General features: G+C 68.8%; 16 protein-coding genes. 8 read left to right on the forward strand and 8 right to left on the reverse strand.

Going from position 1 to position 20,109, the window contains the following annotated elements; genetic code table 11:
• Positions 1–20: 20 nt before the first annotated feature.
• Positions 21–1,385, reverse strand: coding sequence for a phosphomannomutase (locus tag OG2516_RS18595; protein WP_007257267.1), 1,365 nt, complete (start codon positions 1,383–1,385; stop codon positions 21–23).
• A gap of 128 nt (positions 1,386–1,513) precedes the next feature.
• On the opposite strand from OG2516_RS18595, the gene OG2516_RS18600 reads away from it, so the two are divergent.
• Entirely contained in the window at positions 1,514–2,836 is a 1,323-nt protein-coding gene (locus tag OG2516_RS18600; RefSeq protein WP_007257268.1) for a UDP-glucose dehydrogenase family protein, read from the forward strand.
• A 54-nt stretch (positions 2,837–2,890) separates the two neighbouring features.
• On the opposite strand, the gene OG2516_RS19210 is transcribed toward OG2516_RS18600, so the two are convergent.
• Complete coding sequence (locus OG2516_RS19210) at positions 2,891–3,514, reverse strand: GntR family transcriptional regulator (protein WP_007257269.1); 624 nt, start codon at positions 3,512–3,514, stop codon at positions 2,891–2,893.
• A gap of 140 nt (positions 3,515–3,654) precedes the next feature.
• Between OG2516_RS19210 and OG2516_RS19215 the strand changes: the two genes are divergently transcribed.
• Together OG2516_RS19215 and OG2516_RS18615 are read left to right on the forward strand one after the other, a co-directional pair.
• Complete coding sequence (locus tag OG2516_RS19215; protein WP_156799452.1) at positions 3,655–4,197, forward strand: protein-tyrosine phosphatase family protein; 543 nt, start codon at positions 3,655–3,657, stop codon at positions 4,195–4,197.
• 259 nt (positions 4,198–4,456) lie between these two features.
• A complete protein-coding gene (locus OG2516_RS18615) occupies positions 4,457–4,795 on the forward strand; it encodes a hypothetical protein (RefSeq protein ID WP_007257271.1) in 339 nt (112 codons plus the stop codon).
• 57 nt (positions 4,796–4,852) lie between these two features.
• On the opposite strand, the gene OG2516_RS18620 is transcribed toward OG2516_RS18615, so the two are convergent.
• The 6 genes from OG2516_RS18620 to OG2516_RS18645 form a co-directional block, all read right to left on the reverse strand.
• Positions 4,853–5,974: a polysaccharide biosynthesis/export family protein gene (locus OG2516_RS18620; RefSeq protein WP_245544345.1), complete on the reverse strand. Its 1,122-nt coding sequence runs from the start codon at positions 5,972–5,974 to the stop codon at positions 4,853–4,855.
• A 130-nt stretch (positions 5,975–6,104) separates the two neighbouring features.
• On the reverse strand, positions 6,105–7,118 hold the full coding sequence (locus OG2516_RS18625; protein ID WP_007257273.1) for an NAD-dependent epimerase/dehydratase family protein: 1,014 nt from the start codon (positions 7,116–7,118) through the stop codon (positions 6,105–6,107).
• Positions 7,119–7,142: 24 nt separating this feature from the next.
• Positions 7,143–8,768, reverse strand: a complete 1,626-nt coding sequence (locus tag OG2516_RS18630; RefSeq protein ID WP_156799453.1) for a putative nucleotide-diphospho-sugar transferase — start codon at positions 8,766–8,768, stop codon at positions 7,143–7,145.
• Positions 8,765–10,693 carry a class I SAM-dependent methyltransferase gene (locus OG2516_RS18635; protein ID WP_007257275.1) on the reverse strand — a complete coding sequence of 643 codons (1,929 nt, stop codon included), beginning with the start codon at positions 10,691–10,693 and terminating at the stop codon, positions 8,765–8,767. Before OG2516_RS18635 ends, OG2516_RS18630 begins: the two co-directional genes overlap by 4 nt.
• Positions 10,690–12,330 carry a hypothetical protein gene (locus OG2516_RS20500; protein ID WP_007257276.1) on the reverse strand — a complete coding sequence of 547 codons (1,641 nt, stop codon included), beginning with the start codon at positions 12,328–12,330 and terminating at the stop codon, positions 10,690–10,692. The genes OG2516_RS18635 and OG2516_RS20500 overlap by 4 nt, the downstream gene beginning before the upstream one ends.
• Positions 12,331–12,358: 28 nt before the next feature.
• Positions 12,359–13,312, reverse strand: a complete 954-nt coding sequence (locus tag OG2516_RS18645; protein WP_156799454.1) for a hypothetical protein — start codon at positions 13,310–13,312, stop codon at positions 12,359–12,361.
• Between the two features lie 117 nt (positions 13,313–13,429).
• On the opposite strand from OG2516_RS18645, the gene OG2516_RS19220 reads away from it, so the two are divergent.
• The 5 genes from OG2516_RS19220 (at position 13,430) to OG2516_RS18670 (ending at position 19,990) form a co-directional block, all read left to right on the forward strand.
• Complete coding sequence (locus OG2516_RS19220) at positions 13,430–15,514, forward strand: glycosyltransferase (protein WP_007257278.1); 2,085 nt, start codon at positions 13,430–13,432, stop codon at positions 15,512–15,514.
• The gene (locus OG2516_RS19225) at positions 15,511–16,326 is read left to right on the forward strand and encodes a glycosyltransferase family 2 protein (protein ID WP_007257279.1); all 816 of its coding nucleotides are present in this window, start codon (positions 15,511–15,513) and stop codon (positions 16,324–16,326) included. The genes OG2516_RS19220 and OG2516_RS19225 overlap by 4 nt, the downstream gene beginning before the upstream one ends.
• An 86-nt stretch (positions 16,327–16,412) precedes the next feature.
• On the forward strand, positions 16,413–17,534 hold the full coding sequence (gmd, locus tag OG2516_RS18660; protein ID WP_007257280.1) for a GDP-mannose 4,6-dehydratase: 1,122 nt from the start codon (positions 16,413–16,415) through the stop codon (positions 17,532–17,534).
• Positions 17,535–17,560: 26 nt separating this feature from the next.
• Positions 17,561–18,211 carry a hypothetical protein gene (locus OG2516_RS18665; RefSeq protein ID WP_007257281.1) on the forward strand — a complete coding sequence of 217 codons (651 nt, stop codon included), beginning with the start codon at positions 17,561–17,563 and terminating at the stop codon, positions 18,209–18,211.
• 198 nt (positions 18,212–18,409) lie between these two features.
• Entirely contained in the window at positions 18,410–19,990 is a 1,581-nt protein-coding gene (locus tag OG2516_RS18670) for a hypothetical protein (protein WP_156799455.1), read from the forward strand.
• The last annotated feature ends 119 nt before the right edge of the window (positions 19,991–20,109 follow it).

Here is a 20,109-nt window from a genome sequence, read left to right on the forward strand (position 1 = left end):
CACCGCCACCACCTCCGGATCTACCCCAACAACGTCCCGAGCCGCTCCAGGCCCTCGGCGAGGAGCGCCTCGGCGCGGTCCTGGCTGTCGGCCTCGACGTAGAGGCGGCATTCGGGGGCGTTGCCGGAGGGGCGCAGGTGGAGGATCGTGGTGTCGGCGAGGGTCATGCGCAGGCCGTCGGTCTCGTCGAGGCCGGTCTCTTCCCCGGCAAAGGCGAGGAAGGCGGCGCGGGCGGCGGGGTCGGCGCGGAGCGTCTCTATCGCGGCCCGGGAGCGCTCGGTGGGGATGCCCTGGAGCCGGTCGGCGGCGGTGAAGCGGGGCGGCTCGGCGGCGACGAGGGCGGCGAGCCCGGCGGTGCCGGCGGCGGCGAGGGGGGCGAGGATCGGCAGGAACGCGTCGCGGGTGGCGAGCGGGGGCAGGGGGCCGGCGGAGCCCTGGGCGGGGAAGCCGAGCAGGAAGCCGCCGTTGGCCTCGTAGCCGGCCACGTCGCCGCCGGCGTCTTCCATCGCGGCGATCACGTAGGGCGAGCCGATGCGGGTGTGGATCACTTCGCCGAAGCCCTTCGCCGTCACCCCCGAATTGGACGAGATCGGCGTCACCACCACCGACGCCTCGAGCGCGGCGGCGGTGATCTGGCCGAGCACGTCGCCGGGGATCACCCGGCCGGTCTCGTCGGTGAGCATCGGGCGGTCGCTGTCGCCGTCGGTGGAGGCGATGGCGTCGAGCCGGTGCTCGGCGGCCCAGGCGGCGAGGCGGGTGCGGGTGGCGGGGTCGACGGCCTCGGTGTCGACGGGGATGAAGTCCTCGGAGCGGGCGAGCTCCACCACCTCGGCGCCGCAGCCCGACAGCACCCCGGCGAGCAGGTCGCGCCCGACGGCGGAGTGGCTGTAGACCCCGACGCGCCGCCCGGCGAGCGCGCCGCGATAGGCGGTGACGTAGCGCGCGCCGAAGCGGGCGGCGGCCTCCGGATCCGTCTCTGATTCACCCGAAGCGCCCTCGGGCGCGGTGCCAAGGGCGGCGGTGATGGCGGCCTCGTCGGCCTTGGTGATCTCGCCGGCGCGGGTGTAGAACTTGAGCCCGTTGCGGTCGGCCGGGATGTGGCTGCCGGTGACCATCACCGCGCCCGCGCCGTGGGCCTGGGCGGCGAGCGCCAGTGCCGGGGTCGGCAGGGCGCCGCACTCGATGGCGGTGGCCCCGGCGGCGCGCAGGGCGGCGACGACGGTGGCGGCGATGGCGGGCGAGGAGGGCCGCAGGTCGCGCCCGACGCAGACCCGGCCGCCGGTGTCGCAGGCCGCGAGAAACGCGGTGACGTGGTCGGCCACCAGCGCGTCGGTCATCTCCACCACGAGGCCGCGCAGCCCGCTCGTGCCGAATTTCGGTGCCATGCCGCTCTCCCCTCGCCTCGGTGGCCGTTGTGCTAACGCGGCATCGCGCCGCCGTCCATCGCACGCCCCTTGCGCCGGCGCGACGGATCGCGAAAAGAGGGCCGAACCAGCCGGCAGGAGATGTTTTCATGCGTATCGCGATGATCGGAACGGGCTATGTGGGCCTCGTCTCCGGGGTCTGTTTCTCGGATTTCGGCCATGACGTGGTCTGCGTTGACAAGGACCCGCGCAAGATCGAGCGGCTCAACAACGGCGAGGTGCCGATCTACGAGCCGGGCCTCGACGAGCTGATGGCCAGGAACGTCGCTGCCGGGCGGCTGTCGTTCACGCTCGATCTCGAGGAGGCGCTCGCGGGCGCCGAGGCGGTGTTCATCGCCGTGGGCACCCCGACCCGGCGCGGCGACGGGCATGCCGACCTGTCCTTCGTGATGGCCGCCGCCGAGGAGATCGCGAAGACGGCGACGGATTACGTGGTGGTGGTCACCAAGTCGACGGTGCCGGTCGGCACCAACCGCAAGGTCGCCGAGACCATCCGCGCCGCCAATCCCGATCTCGCCTTCGACGTCGCCTCCAACCCCGAATTCCTGCGCGAGGGCGCGGCGATCGACGATTTCATGCGCCCCGACCGGGTGGTCGTGGGGGTGCAGTCCGACCGCGCCGCCGAGGTGATGGCCGAGATCTACCGCCCGCTGTTCCTGCGCGAATTCCCGATCATCACCACCGACCTCGAGAGCGCGGAGATGATCAAGTACGCCGCCAACGCGTTCCTGGCCGTCAAGATCACCTTCATCAACGAGATCGCCGCGCTCTGCGAGAAGGTCGGCGCGGACGTGAAGGAAGTGAGCCGGGGCATGGGCCTCGACGGGCGCATCGGCAACAAGTTCCTCCATGCCGGGCCGGGCTACGGCGGCTCGTGCTTCCCCAAGGACACCAAGGCGCTGGCCCGCATCGGCCAGGAGTTCGCCGCGCCGATGCAGATCACCGAGACCGTGATCAAGGTGAACGAGGAGGTGAAGCGGCGGATGATCGACAAGCTGCTCGACCTCTGCGGCGGCAGCTTCAACGGCCGCACGGTCACGGTGCTCGGCGTGACCTTCAAGCCCAACACCGACGACATGCGCGACGCCCCGGCGCTGACCATCGTGCCCGCCCTGGTGGGCGGCGGCGCGAAGGTGCGGGTGGTCGATCCCCAGGGCCGCCACGAGGGCGAGCAGATGCTGCCCGGCGTGACCTGGCAGGACGACCCCTATGCCGCCGCCGAGGGTGCCGACCTGCTGGTGATCCTCACCGAGTGGAACGAGTTCCGCGGCCTCGACCTCGGCCGGCTGTCGGGCGCGATGGCGCGGCCCCGGATGGCCGACCTGCGCAACATCTACTCGGCGGGCGACGCCGAGAAGGGCGGGTTCGAGGCCTATGTCTCGATCGGCCGGTCGCCGTTCATGGTGATGTGAGGGGCCGGCGGGGATTGTCCGTAGGTCGGGCTTCAGCCCGGCCCCCCGACCCCCTCAGCCGGCGCGTTCGGCCCGGGCGAGGGCGGTGAACAGGGCGGCGGCGGTGCCGGACTCGAGGCCGGCGCCGGCGGCGTCGAGCAGGCGGCGCAGGGCGTCGGTCTCGGCGGCGGCGTCCTCGGCGACCGCGGCCATGCGCCAGCGGATCAGCCGCCAGCCCGCGGCGCGGTAGGCGTCGGCGAGGATCTCGCTGGGGATCAGCTCCACCAGCGCCGCCAGCAGCCGGGCGCGCAGCTCGAAATATTCCTCGGCCCCGAGCGCCGGGCGCTGGTCCAGCATCCCGCCGAAGCCGGCGAAGGTGAGCGTGGCGCGCGCCGGCAGCGGCGCCGGGCCGGCGCAGGCGGCGGCGGCGTCGAGCAGCGCCGCGGCGACGGCGATGTCATCGTCGCGCTGTTCGGGCTGCAGCCGCACCACCATCGTGCCGACCCCGGACTTCACCGTCACCATCCGCTCGTAGGCCAGCCGCTGCAGCGCCTGGCGCACCGGGGTGCGCGACACGCCGAACCGCTCGGCGAGCTCGCCCTCGTGCAGCAGCGCGCCCGCCCGCCCGGCGCAGATCTCGGCGCGGAGCGCCGTGGCGATGTCGGTACTGCTGCGGGCGCGTTGCAAGGTCAGGGACATTTCATCTTCGCTCGTCGGGAGTTCATCTGTATACAGGTACTATAGGTAACGACAGCCTGTCCAGCAGGGAGGACCGAGGTATGCCGCAGGGCGAGAGCGAGACGAGCATGGAGGCGGGGCCGCGAACGGGACCGGAGCCGGTGACATCGGTACGGGCCTCGATCCCGGCGCCGGGGGGCGGCTGGCTGGTGATGACGGGCTTTCCCGGCCTCGAGAGCGGCATCGACGGCACGCCCTACATCGACCCGGAAAGCCTCGACGCGACGCTGACCGCCGTGCGCGCCTTCGAGGCGGGCCTGCTGGTGGTGCTGGCGGAGGAGGGGGAACTGCCCGCGGGCAGCTTCGGCCACCTCGCCGTCGCCGCCGCCCGCCACGGCATCGAGCTCGCGCCCGCGCCGATCGCGGATTTCTCCACCCCCGGCCCGGCCTTCGAGGCGACCTGGGCAAGCCTCGGCGGGCGCGTCCACGGCCGGCTCGCGGAGGGCGGGGCGGTCGGGCTCTGCTGCCAGTACGGCGCCGGGCGCAGCGGGATGATCGCCGCGCGGGTGCTGATCGAGCGGGATCTGCCGGCGGACGAAGCGATTGCTGCAGTCAGGATTCGGTTCGGCGAGGCCATCGAGAACCGTCTCCAGGAGGAGTGGCTGAAGAATTTCTCGGATGCAGGGCAAAAAATCACCTCCTGATCCGGGCCGCCGGACGCGGCGGTTCTCGCCCGAGATCAGGTTTAACTATATAAAAATACATGACAAAATGCTTCTCTCGCCGGCCCGGTACGGCGCGCCTGCCCAAGGTTCGCCGCGAGTCCGGCCGGATTGGGGCCCGAGCCCGCCCCAATCGCGCCACATTTCTCCGCTGTATCTGTATACAGGTTAACCGGACCCGACCCCCGATTGCCTCACTCGAGCAGCAAACGGCCTCCAGAGCCGGAACAGGAGACAGAAGATGATCGAGACCCCCAACGCCTTCCAGACGTGCCATCCCGTTCCCCAGCGGGACAACCTGCTCCGGGCCCCCGTCGCCCTGGCAGCGGCACGCGCGCCCCGCAGCGGCGCTCCCCGGGTGGTCACGGCCAGCTTCTCGGAGGTGCGCCGGCAGTGCGGCGGGCAGCGGGTGGAGGCGATCGTCGAGATGATGATCCAGGTCCACCCGATGCTGCCGCTGCGCACCGAGCGGCTGCGGGTCAGCGCCCCGGCCCGCTCCAGCGATCCCGCCAGCCTGCGCCAGCGGCTGATCGCCAACGGCCTGCGGCTCTCGACGACGATGCTGCGCAGCGCCGCCTGACGGCCCCGTCCATTCCCGACTTCGAGGCGCCCCCCGGGGCGCCTCTTCTTCGTTCGCTCAGTTGGTGGTGGCGATGATCTGCACCTGCCGGCCGATGCCGAGCCCCGCGCCGAGCACGTTCATGATCGACTGCGCGTTCGAGAGCGGGCTCTCGGTGACGTAGACCAGGTCGCCGGGGCGGATGGCGAACTGGCCGGCCGAGAACAACCCGTCGGCGGTGGTCAGGTCGATGGTGAAGACCGTGCGCTCGTGGTCCGGGCCGCTGCGGTCGGGGCGCACGGCGCTGGCGGGGTAGGTGCGCAGCACCAGGATGCCCTCGGGATTGGCGCGGTCGTCGTCGACGCCGCCGATGATCGACAGCGCGTCGAGCGCGGTGACGTGGGCCTTGGGGAACGGGTGCAGCGATTCCGAGCCGGCCGAGCCCAGCGACAGGAAGTAGCGCTCGTCCTCCTCGACGAAGACCTTGTCGCCGCCCTCGAGGGTGGTGTCGAGCGTCGGGTTGTCGAGCAGCCGCTGGACCGAGGTGCCGTAGAGCCGCGTGCCGCGCTGCAGCCGGATCTGGGGGTTCTCGAATTCAGCGGGGATGCCGCCGCCGAGGGCGATCAGGTTCATCACGGTGAAGTCGCGGTCGGGCATCGGGTAGGTGCCGGGCGCGCGCACGCCGGAGACGAGGCTCACGGTGTTGGCGCGGCCCTCGACCATCTCGAGCTGCACCTGCGCCGAGGGGGTGACGGAGAGGTACTGCTCCTCGATGCGCGCCCGCGCCGTCTCGGGGGCCATGCCGGAGACGCGGATGGTGCCGATATAGGGCAGGAACACCGAGCCCGACGACGAGACCTGCATCTCGGGCAGCGAAGTGAAGCGCTCGCCGTTGCGGGTCAAGAGGCCGTTCTCCTCGGTCGACCAGATCGTCACCGAGATCCGGTCGCCCGGCGCCAGGATGCGGGTGTTGGGCTGGTCGACGCGCTGGATCCAGCTCAGCGCCTCCTCGCCCACGGCGGGCCAGTCGGCGAAGACGGGGAGGTTCTCGCGGATCACCGCCTCGACGGCGAACTCGGGCGGCACGCCCTCCTCCCCGGAGACCGCGAGCACCTCGCGCTGCAGCCCCGCCCCGCGCGGCAGCGGCCCGCAGGCGGCGAGCAGCGCCAGCATCCCCAACAGGGCGATCCGCATCGGCATGATCATGTGCCTCCCAGGCAGAAACCTTGCAGAAGTCTTAACCAGTGCGGCGACGGTGTGAAACCGCTCTCGTGGGCCGCACGCGCGAAGATGCCGCTCCCGTGGCCCCCGGAGCGCGCTCGGCGAGGCTCTATATCTGGTAGTAGTCGCGGTACCAGCCCACGAACTGCGCCACCCCCTCGGCCACCTTCGTCTCCGGCCCGTACCCCGTCAGCGCCCGCAGCAACGTCGAATCGGCCCAGGTGGCGGGGACGTCGCCGGGCTGCATGTCCATCAGGTTGCGGATCGCGCGGCGCCCGGTGGCGGCCTCGATGGCCTCGACGAAGTCGAGCAGCCGGACGCTCTCGGAATTGCCGATGTTGACCACCCGCCAGGGCGCCGCGTCGGACAGGGTGTCGCCGGCGATGTCGGGGCGGGGCGCCCCGGGCGGCGGCGGCGGCGTGTCGATCAGCAGCGCGATGCCGCGCACGAGGTCGTCGACGTAGGTGAAGTCGCGCCACATGTCGCCGTGGTTGTAGATGTCGATCGGCGTGCCCTCGAGGATGCCGCGGGTGAACTTGAACAGCGCCATGTCGGGCCGCCCCCAGGGCCCGTAGACCGTGAAGAAGCGGAACATCGTCACCGGGATCCGGTGCAGGTGCGCCCAGGCGTGGCCCATCGCCTCGTTCGCCTTCTTGGTGGCGGCGTAGATGGTGAGCGGGCGGTCGGCCTTGTGGGTCTCGGCGTAGGGCAGCTCGGTGTTGGCGCCGTAGACCGACGAGGTCGAGGCCATCAGCAGGTGCGCGACCCCGTGCCGCCGCGCCGCCTCCATCACGGTGAAGGTGCCCATGACGTTGGCCTCGAGGTAGGCGCGCGGGTTCTCCAGGCTGTAGCGCACCCCCGCCTGCGCGGCGAGGTGGACGATCACGTCGGGCGCGGCGGCGTCGGCGACGGCGTCGAAGCGGGCGCTGTCCTCGAGCATCCCCTCGTGGGCGGCGAAGCCCTCCGACTGCAGCAGCACCTGGTGGCGCCGCCGCTTCAGGGCGACGTCGTAATAGTCCGTCATCCCGTCATACCCGGTCACCCGCCAGCCCTCTGCCAGCAACCGCCGGGCGAGGTGGAACCCGATGAACCCGGCAGTCCCGGTGATGAGCGCATGACGCATGTACGGCCTCCCTGTCGCCGCCAGCTAGCCCGACGGACGGGGGAATGGCCAGCGATGGGGGGCTGCCGGGGAGGCGCTGTCGTCGAGCGGGGCGACCTCGTCGAAGAAGGCGGTGCTCGCGGCGTCGAACTCCAGCCAGGAGCGGGACCAGCTGACACCCTCGCGCAGGACCCGGGCCGGCGAGCCGGCGGCGGCGGTGCAGGGGGGGACGTCGCGGGTGACGACGGCGCCGGTTCCAATGATGGCGCCCTGTCCGATCCGGGTAGCGGGCATCAACGTCGCCCGACGTCCGATCCAGGCATGGCGGCCGACCAGCACGTTCTTGCGGTCGCGGTTGATGATCTCGCGGGTGGCGAGGTCGACGATGCCGTGCTGGTCGAAGCCCTGGACGAGGATCTCGTCGGACCAAAGCCCGTCGCGCCCCACGAGGATGGCGGAATTGACGGCGATGATCCGGGCCTGGTTGACGGTGGTTCCATCGCCGATCAGCAGCACGCCCTGGTGGCCGAGCCGCACGTCGAGCCGGACCTGGCCGAGCCGGCCCAGCATCACCGTGCCGGCACTGCCGATCAGGATCTGCACGTGCCCGGAGAAGTCGTCGATGGCGATGCGCACGCCGTCGATCTCGGCCTGCGGGCGCATCGAGCCGATCTGCAGCCGGGCTCGGCCGGTCTCCAGCGCCTCCCGGGCCCCCGCTCCGAGCGCGAGCGTGAAGGTCGCGCCGAACCGGCCGCCGGTCACGAGCTTCTTCCCGAGTGCCTTCTCGACGTCCCGCACCGGTCGCTCGGGAAGGGGCGGGGCCGACGGATCTTCGAGGAAGTCTCCCATGGAGGCGCCTGCCGCCGCCACGGCGGTCTCGACCCGGTCGCGCGTGAGGTTGGTGGGCGGGGCGGGGGCGTCAGCCTCGCTGCGCCAAAGCCCCAGCGCGGCGAGGCGCGCGCGGGTTCCGGCCCCGGTCTTCTCGGAGAAAGGATGGGCGACCACGACCTCCCGCGTCACCTCCTCGAGCCGGCGCGGGAAGGCATGGTGGGGCAGGACCGCGACCAGAGACGGGTCGGGGCGTGCGTGGATCGGCCGGCGCGAGGCGCGGAAAGTGGTGTCGCGGAAGGCGATCTCGTAGGGCTCCTCCACGTCCCAGCCCCCGATCGTCTCGGCGACCACCCGGTTCACCGCCTCCTGATCCTCGCCACCGTCCGTATCGAGCCGCTGCAGGACCTGGTCCATGAGGGTGCGTACCCGGGAGGTGGGGGCGAGGTAGAAGAAGCCGCAGCACAGCACGAGCCGGAGACGCTCGTGGATGTCGTACGGCCAGACGGTGCCTTGCGAGAACACCATCTCGCTGCCGCAGGCCGCGATCCGGGGCCGGGGATCGTCGAGCCAGATCGCGTCGGCATCGGAGTGGATCAGGGCCTCGCCGGCCTCCAGGATCTCCTGGCAGACCGCCATCCGGTGTTTCCAGAGCCCGGCCAGGCCGGGCTCGGGAGCCGGACGGTGCAGCACCTGCTCGACCGGGAAAGCGGTGCGGGCCCCGGAATCGAGGGTCACCACCGTCGCCTGCTCCGCGAGGCCGAGGGTGGCGAGATGCGCGAGCCAGTTGCGGGTGACCGGGACGTAGGCGGCGTTGCTGAAGGTCAGGATGCGGGGGGTCATGTCCGCCACCCGTAGCAGGTATAGTCGATCTTCTCGCCCGGAAAGACCGTGCCCCGCTCGGCGAAGAAGCGATCCACAGCCTCGGCGCAGCCTTTCCAGTGGCCGTAATCGTCGACGATGACGTAGCCGCCCGGCTCGACCAGGTCGAACATGTGCCGCAGCGCGGCGTAGGTGGGGTCGAACAGGTCGGCATCGAGCCGGAGAACGGCGATCTTCGGGGGCACGAGGCGGGGGATCGTCTCTTCTGCCGGCCCCTCGAGCAGGAACAGCCGCTCCGACGGCTGGCCTGCCGCCTCGACCCGGGCGCGCACGGCGGCGGCGGTACAGGGCGTCTGGCGGTACTTCGCGAGGTCGTAGTCACGGATCGACACGCCGTGCATGTCGACCTCGTCGGGCAGATCTCCGGCGAATCCGCTGAAGGTGTCGTAGAGGTAGAAATCGCGCGGGAAGTGTCGGGAGGCGGCAAGGGCCGCGATGACGCTGGAGTGACCGGCGGCCACCCCGACCTCGACGAAGGCGCCCTCGAGACCGCGCGCCTCCACCTCGTGCATCGCCTGCACCAGGTAGGCTGCCCGGGCACGGCCGGGCTTGCCGCCGTCGTTGGTGTAGATCGAAGGGTGGTCGACCTCGCGATACTGCGCGCCCACCCGGGACAGGATCGCATCGAGCTGCGGCTCCGGAGCCTGTCCATAGCGGGCGATGCAGTGCGTCCAGCGGCTTTGTCGTGAGGCCGCGATGCGTGCCTCGAAGCCGGCGGTATCGAGCCGGCCCTCGGCGATCCAGCGTTCGACCACTGCGTTCAGGCCGGGATTCTGGGTGTCGTCGATGCAGAGCACGTGATCCTCCCGCACCAGCGACCGCAGCATGTTCAGATCGCTCTCGATCGTCTTGTCCTTGCCGCCATCGAGGTGGACGAGGTCGTACTGCCCTCGCGGCAGGGTTGGGAGCACATCGCCCGAATAGCCCTCGACCAGGTCGAGCCGGCCGGGAAACATCGCGGCGAGGTAGTCGAAACAGGCTCTGCCATGGGCGAATTGCAGCGGATCGACGATGGTCATCCGCAAGGTGGGATTGGCCAGCAGGCAGAGCAGGGCGGAGTGCCCGGCGGCGAAGCCGATCTCGAGGCAATGGTCCGCGCGGGCGGCGAGGTGGCGCAGGTTCTCCCGTTTCCAGTGCAGCGAATGGTCTGGCCGGCCCCCGCAGGCCCCGTCGAGATCGACGTGGAACAGGTTGCCGGTGAAGCCACTCCCGGCCCGGGTCACGAGGGTCAGCAGGTCCTGCAGGTAGGGGCGCGCGCAACGCTCGAGCGCCAGAAGCTCCGGTGTCCGCTCGGGTGCGTGGAAGACCTGGAGGTTGCGGCGGTGGTTGATGTTGCGCGGGTTGCTCATGGTCCGCGCGCGCATCGTCAGGGCCGGGTCGAAGCGGCAGCCGCGGTCGGTGAATTCCCGCCGCCACTCCAGCTCCGGCCGCTCGGAGACGTGGCCGTGCCCGCCCTGGCCGGGCCGGGCGGCGGAGAACACGATCAGCCGCCCGGCACGGGAGACGAGGAAGTCGAACAGCGCTTCGTGGCGGTCACGCGGAACATGCTCGGCCACCTCGATCGACAGCACCATGTCGAACAGAGCGTCGAGCACCCGGGGGGCGGGGGCGGCGAGCACGTCGACGTTCAGCAGCGCGAGGTCGGGATGCACGTCCGAAACGATCTCGGGCTCGATGCAGTAGGACGGGGCGAGGGGCAGCCGCTCGGCAACGTAGTTGGCAAGGCCGCAGAGCCCCGACCCGAACTCCATGAAATCAGCCGGCCGGACCTGCTCGACGATGAAATCGCCCAGCCCGGTATTGAGGTTGTGCCCGTAAAGCGTTTCGTGGGCCTGGCGATCCCAGCTGCCGCCGGTGTGGCCCCGCAGGGGGGGAGCGTCCGTCATACGGGGTCCTCCCGTGTCCAGAACCGTTCCAGCACGCCGGTGGTGTCGACCGCGCGCAGCCGCGTGCAGGCCTGTTCGAAGCGCGTCCGGCTGAGCGCCAGGGTCTTGCTGACCTGCCGGGTCCGGGCGCGGTACGGATCCTTGCGCGGACGGAAGTCCGCCAGCAGACCCGCGGAAAGGTCCGTCAGCGCCTGCCGTTCGGCTGCCGACAGCCCGCCGCTCCGGGCTTCGAAGAAACGCGACACGAAACCGGGCAGGTCGTCGTAATCGAGCACGTCGGTCTGCGGCGCCGGAACGCGGGCCCATTTCTCGGCGAAGGCGAGCAGGAAGGCCGTGCGTTTCTCCAGCCAGGCGTCGAGGTGGCCGGAGGGCAGCGGGCGGAACTGCGCCTCGACGAGGGCATGCGCCCGGCGCAGCACCTCCGACTCGTGGCGGTAGTAGATCTTCTGGGGATAGATGCCTTCGGCGCGCAGCAGGTCGCCGTGGCGCTCGAGCTCGTCGAGCTCCCACCAGGAGGTCAGGATCATCAGCGGGTCGCGCAGCAGCACCAACCGGTGGAGGCCCGGGGGCGGCGGATAGGCTGGGTCGACGAGGCTGAAATCGTGCGACTTGATCATCCGGAGCACCGCGTCCTCGGGGGCGGTGCTCCCAAGGGCGAAACCGGAGAGCGCGCAGGGAAACTGCCGGCAGCAGCCGGGTTCGTTGTACCACTCGCAGAATTCGAACCGCGGCCCGAGCACGGCGGCGAAACACGCCTGGAGGAAGTGCAGCCCCGAGCGGGGCAGGGACTTGGTCTCGATCACGCGGGGCAGGTCGCGCTCCGCGTACCAGTCGTGCAGGTGACGATGGAAGAGCCGCAAGGTCGCCGGGGTGGGCGCTTCCGGGTTGAGGGCCTTGCGCCGGGCCGCAGCCTCGGTGCGGGCACGCTCCCGGGCACGCTGCAACTCGGCGAGCCGACGCGCCCGGGACCGGGCGGCGGGGCTGGTGCGGGCGAGGAGCCAGGGGCGGTCGGGATCGGCCGGCGCGGGTTCGGGCACGCAAAGGTAGCCTTCGTCCTCGAGCCGCGCCCGGATATCCGCCAGTGCCGCGGCGCCCTCGTAGAGCGGCTCCTGCCCGTCGCGCAGCAGCACTGCCTCGAACCGCTCGAGAAGCCCCGTCTCGGCGAGATTGGCCAGCACCCCGAGGCTCTCGCCCGGCGTCTCGAGGCACAGGACCCGCAGCCCGCTACTCTCCGGCGAGGCAGCAGCCAGCCCCGGCAGGGTCGCGGGCGCGAGCGGCATCGTGTGGTAGCGCGAGCGGATCCGGAGGCCGGGGAAGCGGTCGAGCAGGGCAGGGGAGGCCGGACGCAGGCTGTCGAGCGACGGAAAGTTGGTGCGCAGGAACAGGCGCGGCGTGGTATCGCCCGACACGGCAGCGTGGTGGACGGTGTAGCGTTGGTCATCGGCGAGGGCCGCCCGCCGGCGGAGAGCCCGCTGGGGATCCGCTTCGACGATCAGCACCCGGGCGGCGTCGGCGGCGGGCGCCTCGGCCACGTCGCTGGCGCCGGTGCCGACGATGTGGACCAGCATCTCGGCCGGAGCGGCCTGGGCGAGGTCCGCGAAGACACGGCGCAGGCGGTCGAGCGGCGTCGGGATCATCGGCGGGCGAGGCGGGACGGCATCGGCGTCACCCCGGGCGCTTCAGCATCGTGCGTAGCCGGCGCAGCGGCGCGGTGACACGGTAGGAGTGGGAGCCGAGGAGGTGGGCGATCTCCGCATCGCGGTCCTGCAGCGTCTCCCGGGCCTTCTTCAGCGAGGCTTTGGTCTTCTCCAGCGCCTGCCGCTGTCGATCCAGCCGCTCCTGCTTGTGGCGCAGATCGGCCTTGTCGGCATCGGTGGCGGCGGCCAGCGCCAGCGCCTGCTCGTCGAGCGCCGAGATTTGCCGGTCCCGCGCGGCGAGATCGGCCTCGAGGGTCTCGATTCGGCGCTGCAGGGCGCTCCGTTCCCGGTGCCCCTCGCCCTTGGAGGAGGCGCTGTAGGCGGCATGGACCGCCTTGGCATCGACCGCCTCGCCCGCAGGCGCGGGCATGGGCAAGGACGCGGCCTCGAGTTCTTCGAGTAGGGCGCGCGCCTCGTCAGTTCGCAGCAAATGGTCGGCCAGCAGCACCAGCACCGGGTCCGGCGCGGTGCCGGCGGGCTCGGCGGGCTGCGCGTCCGCGGCATCGGCGCCACCGAGTTGGCGAGCCAGGGCGCCAGGGCGCGCGGCCGTCGCCTCGAGCGACGCCAGCCGGATCCGCCGCCGGTCCTGGCGGTGCAATTCCAGCAGCGCGACCGTCTTCCGCCGCCAATCCTCGAGCGCTGCCTCGGGGCCTGTGTCTCTCATCGCCTGCGCGAGGGCACTGCGCGGCGCGGGATAGAGCAACAGCACGGGCTCCGGGCCCGAGACTTGCTCCTGGTCGGGCAACGGACCGCGCAGGACCCGCCCCTCGGCCGGCGCGAGCGCTGCCAGGGCCGTGTCGGCCGCGGGAGTCTCGGGGGCCCAGACGAGCCATTGGGGCGGGAAGTGAGCGTTATCGGTCATTTGCGGCCAAAAGAACGATCGGGAACATTTAGGCGTTCTACAGGCCTCCGGCAGGATCACAAGCCGCCTGTCCGAGCGCTCTTCTCTTGCAGGGGGTGTCTCTGCTAGGGACGGCCAAAAGAGCGCTGCCGCGGCCGGTGGTGCCGCCGGACAGCAGAAAGCCGAGACCCCATTCCCGTGCCTCCTCGCTCCCAAGACGCCACTCCCCCCCGCCGCCTGCTGGTCAGCGGCATCGGGCGGTCCGGCACCACGCTGATCTTCCAGCAACTCGCCAAGCTGCTGCTGCTCGAGACGGAGGCGGTGAACTTCCGCTACGAGCCCTACCTGTGGGACATCCAGAGCGCCGCCGGCACCAACAACCGCTACGGCATCGCCCAGCTGCACCATTTCGGACTGCACACCCACCGCACCGTGCCGCTGTTCCTGGATGGACCCGACCCGGTGCACGACCCGTTCCTCGACGGGTTGTTCGATGCCCCTCTTGACAGCGATCGGGAGCGCCGCCCGGACGCCTGCCTCGTCAAGGTGATCCGCGGATCGGGCCGGCTCAGAGCCTATCTGAAGCGCTTCCCCGACCTGAAGGTCGTCGTGTGCCAGCGCAATCCGCTCGATACGATCAACTCCAGCCTCGGGATGTTCTCCTTCTTCGGCGAGGAATTCCACGCCGACGACCGTGACCGCTTCGTGGCCGAGCTCACGGCTCGGGGCCGGATGGACTGGGACCTGCCGGCGGCGCGACAGGCGGTGGAGTGGTACGGTGCCTGGTGGCGGGTCTTCACCGAGGAGACCCTCGCCGTCGCGCGCGATTTTCCCGACAATGTCTTCCTGTTCTGCCACGAGGCCTTCCAGGCCGACCGCGATGGCGTGCTCGAGGCGCTGCAGGACTTCGTGGGGCTGCACAATATCGGCATCCGTGCCGGGCTCGGCCGTTCCGCCGGCCTCTCGATCAAGACCGCCAGCCTCACCAGTCACGACCTCGCCGCGCTCTCCGGGCATGCGCGCTACTACCGCCATGCGGTGCTCGAGCCGGCGCTCGGCCTGGAGGCCGCCTACAGGCTCGGGGCGGAGCAGCTGCACAAGTTCGCCGCCCGTCCCTACACGCTGCCGCTGGCGGGCTCGGACCTCGGCCAGAAGAACACGATCCAGCTGCGCGACATGATGCTGCGCGGCCGCACCAGCCCCTGGCTGCGTACGATCACCGGGCCACAGAGCCCGATCGACCTGCACGCGCTGCTCGAGGAACATGCCGGCGACGACACGCCGCTGCGCCAGCTCGCTCCCGAGACCGCGCCTGCCGCCTTGCGCCACGGCAAGCGCTACGGGGTGGTGATCACCTGCCACAACAACAAGGACACCATCGTCGGCGCGGTGCTGTCGTGCCTGTCCCAGACCCTGCCGTTCGACCGGGTGCTGGTCGTGGACGACGCGTCCAAAGACGGCTCGCGCGATCGGCTGGCGGTGCTGGCCGAGCATTTCAGCAGCCTTCAGGTGGAATATCTCGACAGCCGCGTCGGCCCGGCCGCCGCGCGCGAGATCGGGATCCGCCGTCTCGACACCGACTTCTTCACCCAGCTCGACGGCGACGACCTGTTCTGGCCCACCAAGAACGCCGAGGAGGCGCGGGTGCTGGCGGGCGACGAGACCGCGATCGCCTTCAGCGATATCCTGCTGGTGCTACCCGAGACGTCGCTGCTGCGCGACACCAGTGCCTACGAGGGGGCGGCCGGCTCCGGCCTGGCACTGCGGATGGCCTCGCGCGCGCCCCAGATCCCGCGCGACATGACCCTGTCGCGGGCGCGTTATTTCGCGGCCGGCGGCTACCACCTCGCCTCGCACCTCTACGAGGACTGGGATCTCAAGCTGCGGCTGGCGGCGCTGGAGGGGGGCGAGTGGCGCCGGTCGGCGGCGCTCGCGGGAACGGTCTACAACCGTCTCAAGCCGGGGCTGTCGGGCGCCGACCCCGGACACCACGCCCGGGCGCTGAGCATCATCCTGATGCGCAACCTGCGCCATCTCGGCCTGCCGCCCGAGCATGTCCTTGAGGCCTACAGGGCCGCACTGCAACCGTTCTCCAAGCTGCACCTCACCCGCACCACCCGCGCCTGGCTGAAGCGTCGCCTGGCGCAAGAGGACGGAACCGCCGCGGTATCCGACCTCGCGGCCGGCCGCGCCTGGCAGGCGCTGAGCAACGCCGAACTGATCGAAACGATGGAGCGGGAGATCGCCCAGGACAAGGCCGCCAGGTCCGAGGAGCGCGCATGAGCCCGACCTTCTCGATCATCACCGTGGTGCGCAACGACCCCGCCGGGGCGGTGCGCACCCTGCAGAGCGTCTTCGCCCAGACCTGCGCCGACTACGAGCTGATCGTGCAGGACGGCGCCTCCACTGACGAGACCTCCGACCTGCTGCGCCGCTTCGCCCCCTGGATCGACAGCCTGGTGATCGAGCCCGACGGCGGCATCTACGACGCGATGAACCGCGCCCTCGCCCGGGCCACCGGCGATTGGCTGCTGTTCCTGAACGCGGGCGATTTCTTCCGAGACAAGGAGGTGCTGGCCGAGGTCGCCGGGGAGATCGGCGGCGAGGGAGAGGATATCTTCGCGGGCCGGGTGAAGCGGGACGAGGACGGCAAGGTCCATGGCTTCCGCCCGCCCGACAAGTTCTGGGCGGGCAACACCTGCGATCACCAGGCGACCTTCATCGCCCGCGACTGGATGCAGCGGTTCGGTTACCGCGAGGAGTTCCGGGTCTGCGGCGACCTCGATTTCTTCACGCGGGCCCGGCAGGAGGGCGCGCGCTTCCGCTATCATCCGGTGATCGTCGCGCGGAGGCCGATGGCCGTGGGCGCGTCCTCGGGGTTCGTCGACCGGCTGCAGGACCGGTTCGCGATGCTCGAGCAGGTTTACGGGGCGGAGTACCCGGTGCGCGAGACGCTCACGCAGGAGATGGTCGTCGACACTGCCCGGGCCACCGGTTTCGAGCCGGAAGACCTTGCGCCACTGAGCCTCGAGGAGTTGTTCACCTTCCGCGAACGCTGGGAGCGGCGCGTTCAGTCGCGTCTGCCGCGCCGCTGAGGCTTTCCGGAGTTTGACACCCCCGCACCCCTGTGCTCGAAGCGGGCGACGGGGCAGCGTTTCCGGCCCCTACCGCAGGAGATTTCATGACGCGCAAGGCTCTCATCACCGGCATCACCGGCCAGGACGGCAGCTACCTCGCGGAGTTCCTGCTCGAAAAGGGCTACGAGGTGCACGGCATCAAGCGCCGGGCGTCGCAGTTCAACACGCAGCGGGTCGATCACATCTACGAGGACCCCCACGAGAGCGGGCGGCACTTCAAGCTCCATTACGGCGATCTCACCGACAGCTCCAACCTGACCCGGATCCTGTCGGAGGTGCAACCCGACGAGGTCTACAACCTCGGCGCCCAGAGCCACGTGGCGGTGAGCTTCGAGGCGCCCGAATACACCGCCGACGTCGACGCGATCGGCACCCTGCGGCTGCTCGAGGCGATCCGCTTCCTCGGCCTCGAGAAGAAGACCCGCTTCTACCAGGCCTCCACCTCCGAGCTCTACGGGCTGGTGCAGGAGGTGCCGCAGACCGAGACCACCCCGTTCCACCCGCGCAGCCCTTACGCGGTGGCCAAGATGTACGCCTACTGGATCTGCGTGAATTACCGCGAGGCCTACGGGATGTATGCCTGCAACGGGATCCTGTTCAACCACGAGTCCCCGCGCCGCGGCGAGACCTTCGTGACCCGCAAGATCACCCGCGGCCTCGCCAATATCGCGATGGGGCTGGAGCCATGTCTCTACATGGGCAACATCGACGCCCTGCGCGACTGGGGCCACGCGAAGGACTACGTGCGGATGCAGTGGATGATGCTGCAGCAGGAGCGGGCGGAGGATTTCGTCATCGCCACCGGCAAGCAATACTCGGTGCGCGAGTTCATCACCTGGAGCGCCGCCGAGCTCGGCATCACGCTCGAGTTCTCCGGCACGGGCGTCGACGAGATCGCGACCGTCGTCGAGGTCAAAGGCGAGCGGGCGCCGATGCTCAAGGCGGGCGACGTGATCCTGCGCATCGACCCGCGCTACTTCCGCCCCGCCGAGGTCGAGACCCTGCTCGGCGACCCCTCCCGCGCCAAGGCCAAGCTCGGCTGGGAGCCGCAGATCACCGCCCGCGAGATGTGCGCCGAGATGGTCGCCGAAGACTACAAGTCCGCCCGCCGCCACGCCCTGCTCAAGAGCCACGGGCTGGACGTGCCGGTGAGCGTGGAGGGGTGAGCCTGTAACATCTGAGGGATCAGACCATGCTCCTGTCGCACGCGAAGAAGTTCATCTACATCAAAACGGTCAAGACTGCGGGTACTTCGGTCGAGGTCGCTCTTCAGGAACATTGTCTTCCGCCAGATCGGCAGATCGTCTCCCACGAGCCGTACGAGAGCGACTACGGCATCGTCGGCGCGCGCGGGCAAGGCGCCCGAGCCCATACCTGGTTCAACCACATGCCGGCCCGCGCGATCCGCAAGCTGATCCCCGAGGATACGTGGGAGAGCTACACCAAGATCTGCAATATCCGAAACCCATGGGACAAGACGGTTTCCTGGTTCCACTTTGCGCAGCCGGAGATGAAATCCCGCCCTCGCAACGAGGTCATTTCCGCGTTCCGCCGGACGCTGTACGAACGTCTCGAAGCTAATCTTAATTTCGGACGGGACACGAACCTTTATTTTATCGACGGACAGCCCGTGTGTAACGAATACATCCGCTATGACCGCTTACAGGACGACTACGCTCGGATTTGCCGGAAGCTGGACATCAAAAATGCGGACCTTCCTCAGCTGAAGCGCACCGAGCGCGGCTCTGGGATCACCTACAGGGAATACTACGATAACGATCTTCGAGATCATGTCGCCGAAGCCTATTCAATGGAAATCAACGTATTTGGCTGGAGCTTCTGACATCTATACTGCTTTAGGTATGTCGCTATGATCGCATATGATCCGTCGCAGCCACTCATGTTCATCCACGTCCCAAAGACAGGCGGCACATCCGTGCGACGTGTCTTCAGGAACTGGTTTCGGGACCGGCTACTGTTGAACTACCGTGTACCAGGGGGTGATCTGCCGGTTCGAAATCCTATGGTAGACGAGCATTCCGTGGATGAGCCGGTCTGCGTGTACGGGCATTTTAATAGAGACGCCGGCTTCTCGATAAATAGTCTCTATCCCGACATTAGGCAATTTATTTGCATTCTTAGAGATCCTTTCGATACAGCGCTCTCTTACTATTTTTTCATGGAGAGAAAAGGAAAAGGTCTAGGGAGGCTCGATGAATATCTCAGCAGCACGAAGCTGAACCAGCTGTCTCATTTCCCGGAAGTCGTCACCGAAGAAAACTACATCGACCTGATCGAAAACCGCTTCATCTGGATTGGCACCACCGAGACGTTAGCTACCTCGATGGAGATCATCGCCGATCGCCTGAACAGATTCGTTCCTACTAGGCTCGACCGTTTGAACGTGAGCGACCGGAGCGTCGACGAGAAGCGGCTCGACGATTACCGGGAGGTGTTCCAGAAGAACAATCCGCTAGAGTACAAGGTCTACCGGTACGTGGCCGAGAAGAACGAAGCGTATCAGCGAAACGCTAGTGCTGGGTATTCTGCCCCGGCGTCCCCGCCATCTGTTTCCACCGACGCCAAGAAGATCACGTTCCACACTGGGCTTCCGAAAGCAGGTACGACATCGATCCAGATGGCGTTGATGGATACGGAGCAGCAGCATCGCGCCGAGGGCCTCTTCTTTCCTTTCGATAAGACGTTCTTTGGTACGAATCTTCCATCTGATAGACGGATAGACCTTCCTCCGCAGACGGATGCCCTCGCCTACCTCTATCATAACTTTCGTCCGGTCAGCTCGAGTGAGTTCGACTGGCAGAAGATCTTCGAGGACTTCCTGCAATCACCGGACCTGGATCACGCCATCATCTCGCACGAGCTCCTGTCACTGGAATCACGCAACCTTCGTCCAGGAGTGTTCAACGTGCTCGCGAGGCGCGCTCAGCTCACCTTCCTCCTCTACCTGCGCGAGCCTGCAATTTGGCTCACGTCGCTCTATGCCCAGATCATCCACGACCCTAGCGTACCTGCATCGACAGGGCGGACGTTCCGTCCATATGCGCGATACATAGATAAGGGTTTCGAGGGGGTCGTGGCGCCATTCATTCCGCACGGTCGAATAGATGTGCGAAGCTATGATCGGCTGACCTCCGAGAATAGGCTTATCGAGGATTTCTTCGAGGCCGTCGGGGCTCCGGGGCTCGCGCCGATTTCGCGCGCGCACCTGCACAATTCCCGACGCGCCGGGCGCAACTCGATTGTCTTCCTGCTCTCCCTGAAGGAAGTCGTGCCTCCCGACCACATTGCGAAACTGTTTCATAAGGTTCTGGGGCCTGCGGATCGCCTTGACATGACCCCGCGCAGCCTTTTCTCAGCCGATATGGTGCAGGCCGTTGCACAGCGGTGGGAGCGAGACCGGGAGTACTTTCGAGAAGTCCACCATGTGGATCTACCCCCCGCAACACCTTCCGAAGCCGGACCTGCGCATCTGTGTGTAGACGAGGCCTACGTCGCAGAACTGAGGGAGGAGGTACACGACGATCTCTCGGAGCTAGAGCGGACCTGGTTTGACTTGGCCGCTCGCAACGCAATCGGGGGGTGGGAAAACTCCTTTTCCTAGGACTTTGCTGACTATGTCGACTCCGAATCCTTCCGAACCGTTGCCGTCCCCAGTGGCTAACCGATGACGAGCCGGCGACCTCTCACTGCAAGCTGTGTTCGTACCATTATCGTGCCGTG

Source organism: Oceanicola granulosus HTCC2516, from assembly GCF_000153305.1.
Lineage (GTDB): Bacteria > Pseudomonadota > Alphaproteobacteria > Rhodobacterales > Rhodobacteraceae > Oceanicola > Oceanicola granulosus.

Coding starts and splice junctions, on each gene's coding strand:
- OG2516_RS18620 (WP_245544345.1), bottom strand. CDS start 5,974: ATGCCGATGCGGATCGCCCTGTTGGGGATGCTGGCGCTGCTCGCCGCC.
- OG2516_RS18665 (WP_007257281.1), top strand. CDS start 17,561: ATGCTCCTGTCGCACGCGAAGAAGTTCATCTACATCAAAACGGTCAAG.
- OG2516_RS18625 (WP_007257273.1), bottom strand. CDS start 7,118: ATGCGTCATGCGCTCATCACCGGGACTGCCGGGTTCATCGGGTTCCAC.
- OG2516_RS18635 (WP_007257275.1), bottom strand. CDS start 10,693: ATGACGGACGCTCCCCCCCTGCGGGGCCACACCGGCGGCAGCTGGGAT.
- OG2516_RS18615 (WP_007257271.1), top strand. CDS start 4,457: ATGATCGAGACCCCCAACGCCTTCCAGACGTGCCATCCCGTTCCCCAG.
- OG2516_RS20500 (WP_007257276.1), bottom strand. CDS start 12,330: ATGATCCCGACGCCGCTCGACCGCCTGCGCCGTGTCTTCGCGGACCTC.
- OG2516_RS18595 (WP_007257267.1), bottom strand. CDS start 1,385: ATGGCACCGAAATTCGGCACGAGCGGGCTGCGCGGCCTCGTGGTGGAG.
- gmd (WP_007257280.1), top strand. CDS start 16,413: ATGACGCGCAAGGCTCTCATCACCGGCATCACCGGCCAGGACGGCAGC.
- OG2516_RS19225 (WP_007257279.1), top strand. CDS start 15,511: ATGAGCCCGACCTTCTCGATCATCACCGTGGTGCGCAACGACCCCGCC.
- OG2516_RS18600 (WP_007257268.1), top strand. CDS start 1,514: ATGCGTATCGCGATGATCGGAACGGGCTATGTGGGCCTCGTCTCCGGG.
- OG2516_RS18630 (WP_156799453.1), bottom strand. CDS start 8,768: ATGACCCCCCGCATCCTGACCTTCAGCAACGCCGCCTACGTCCCGGTC.
- OG2516_RS19210 (WP_007257269.1), bottom strand. CDS start 3,514: ATGTCCCTGACCTTGCAACGCGCCCGCAGCAGTACCGACATCGCCACG.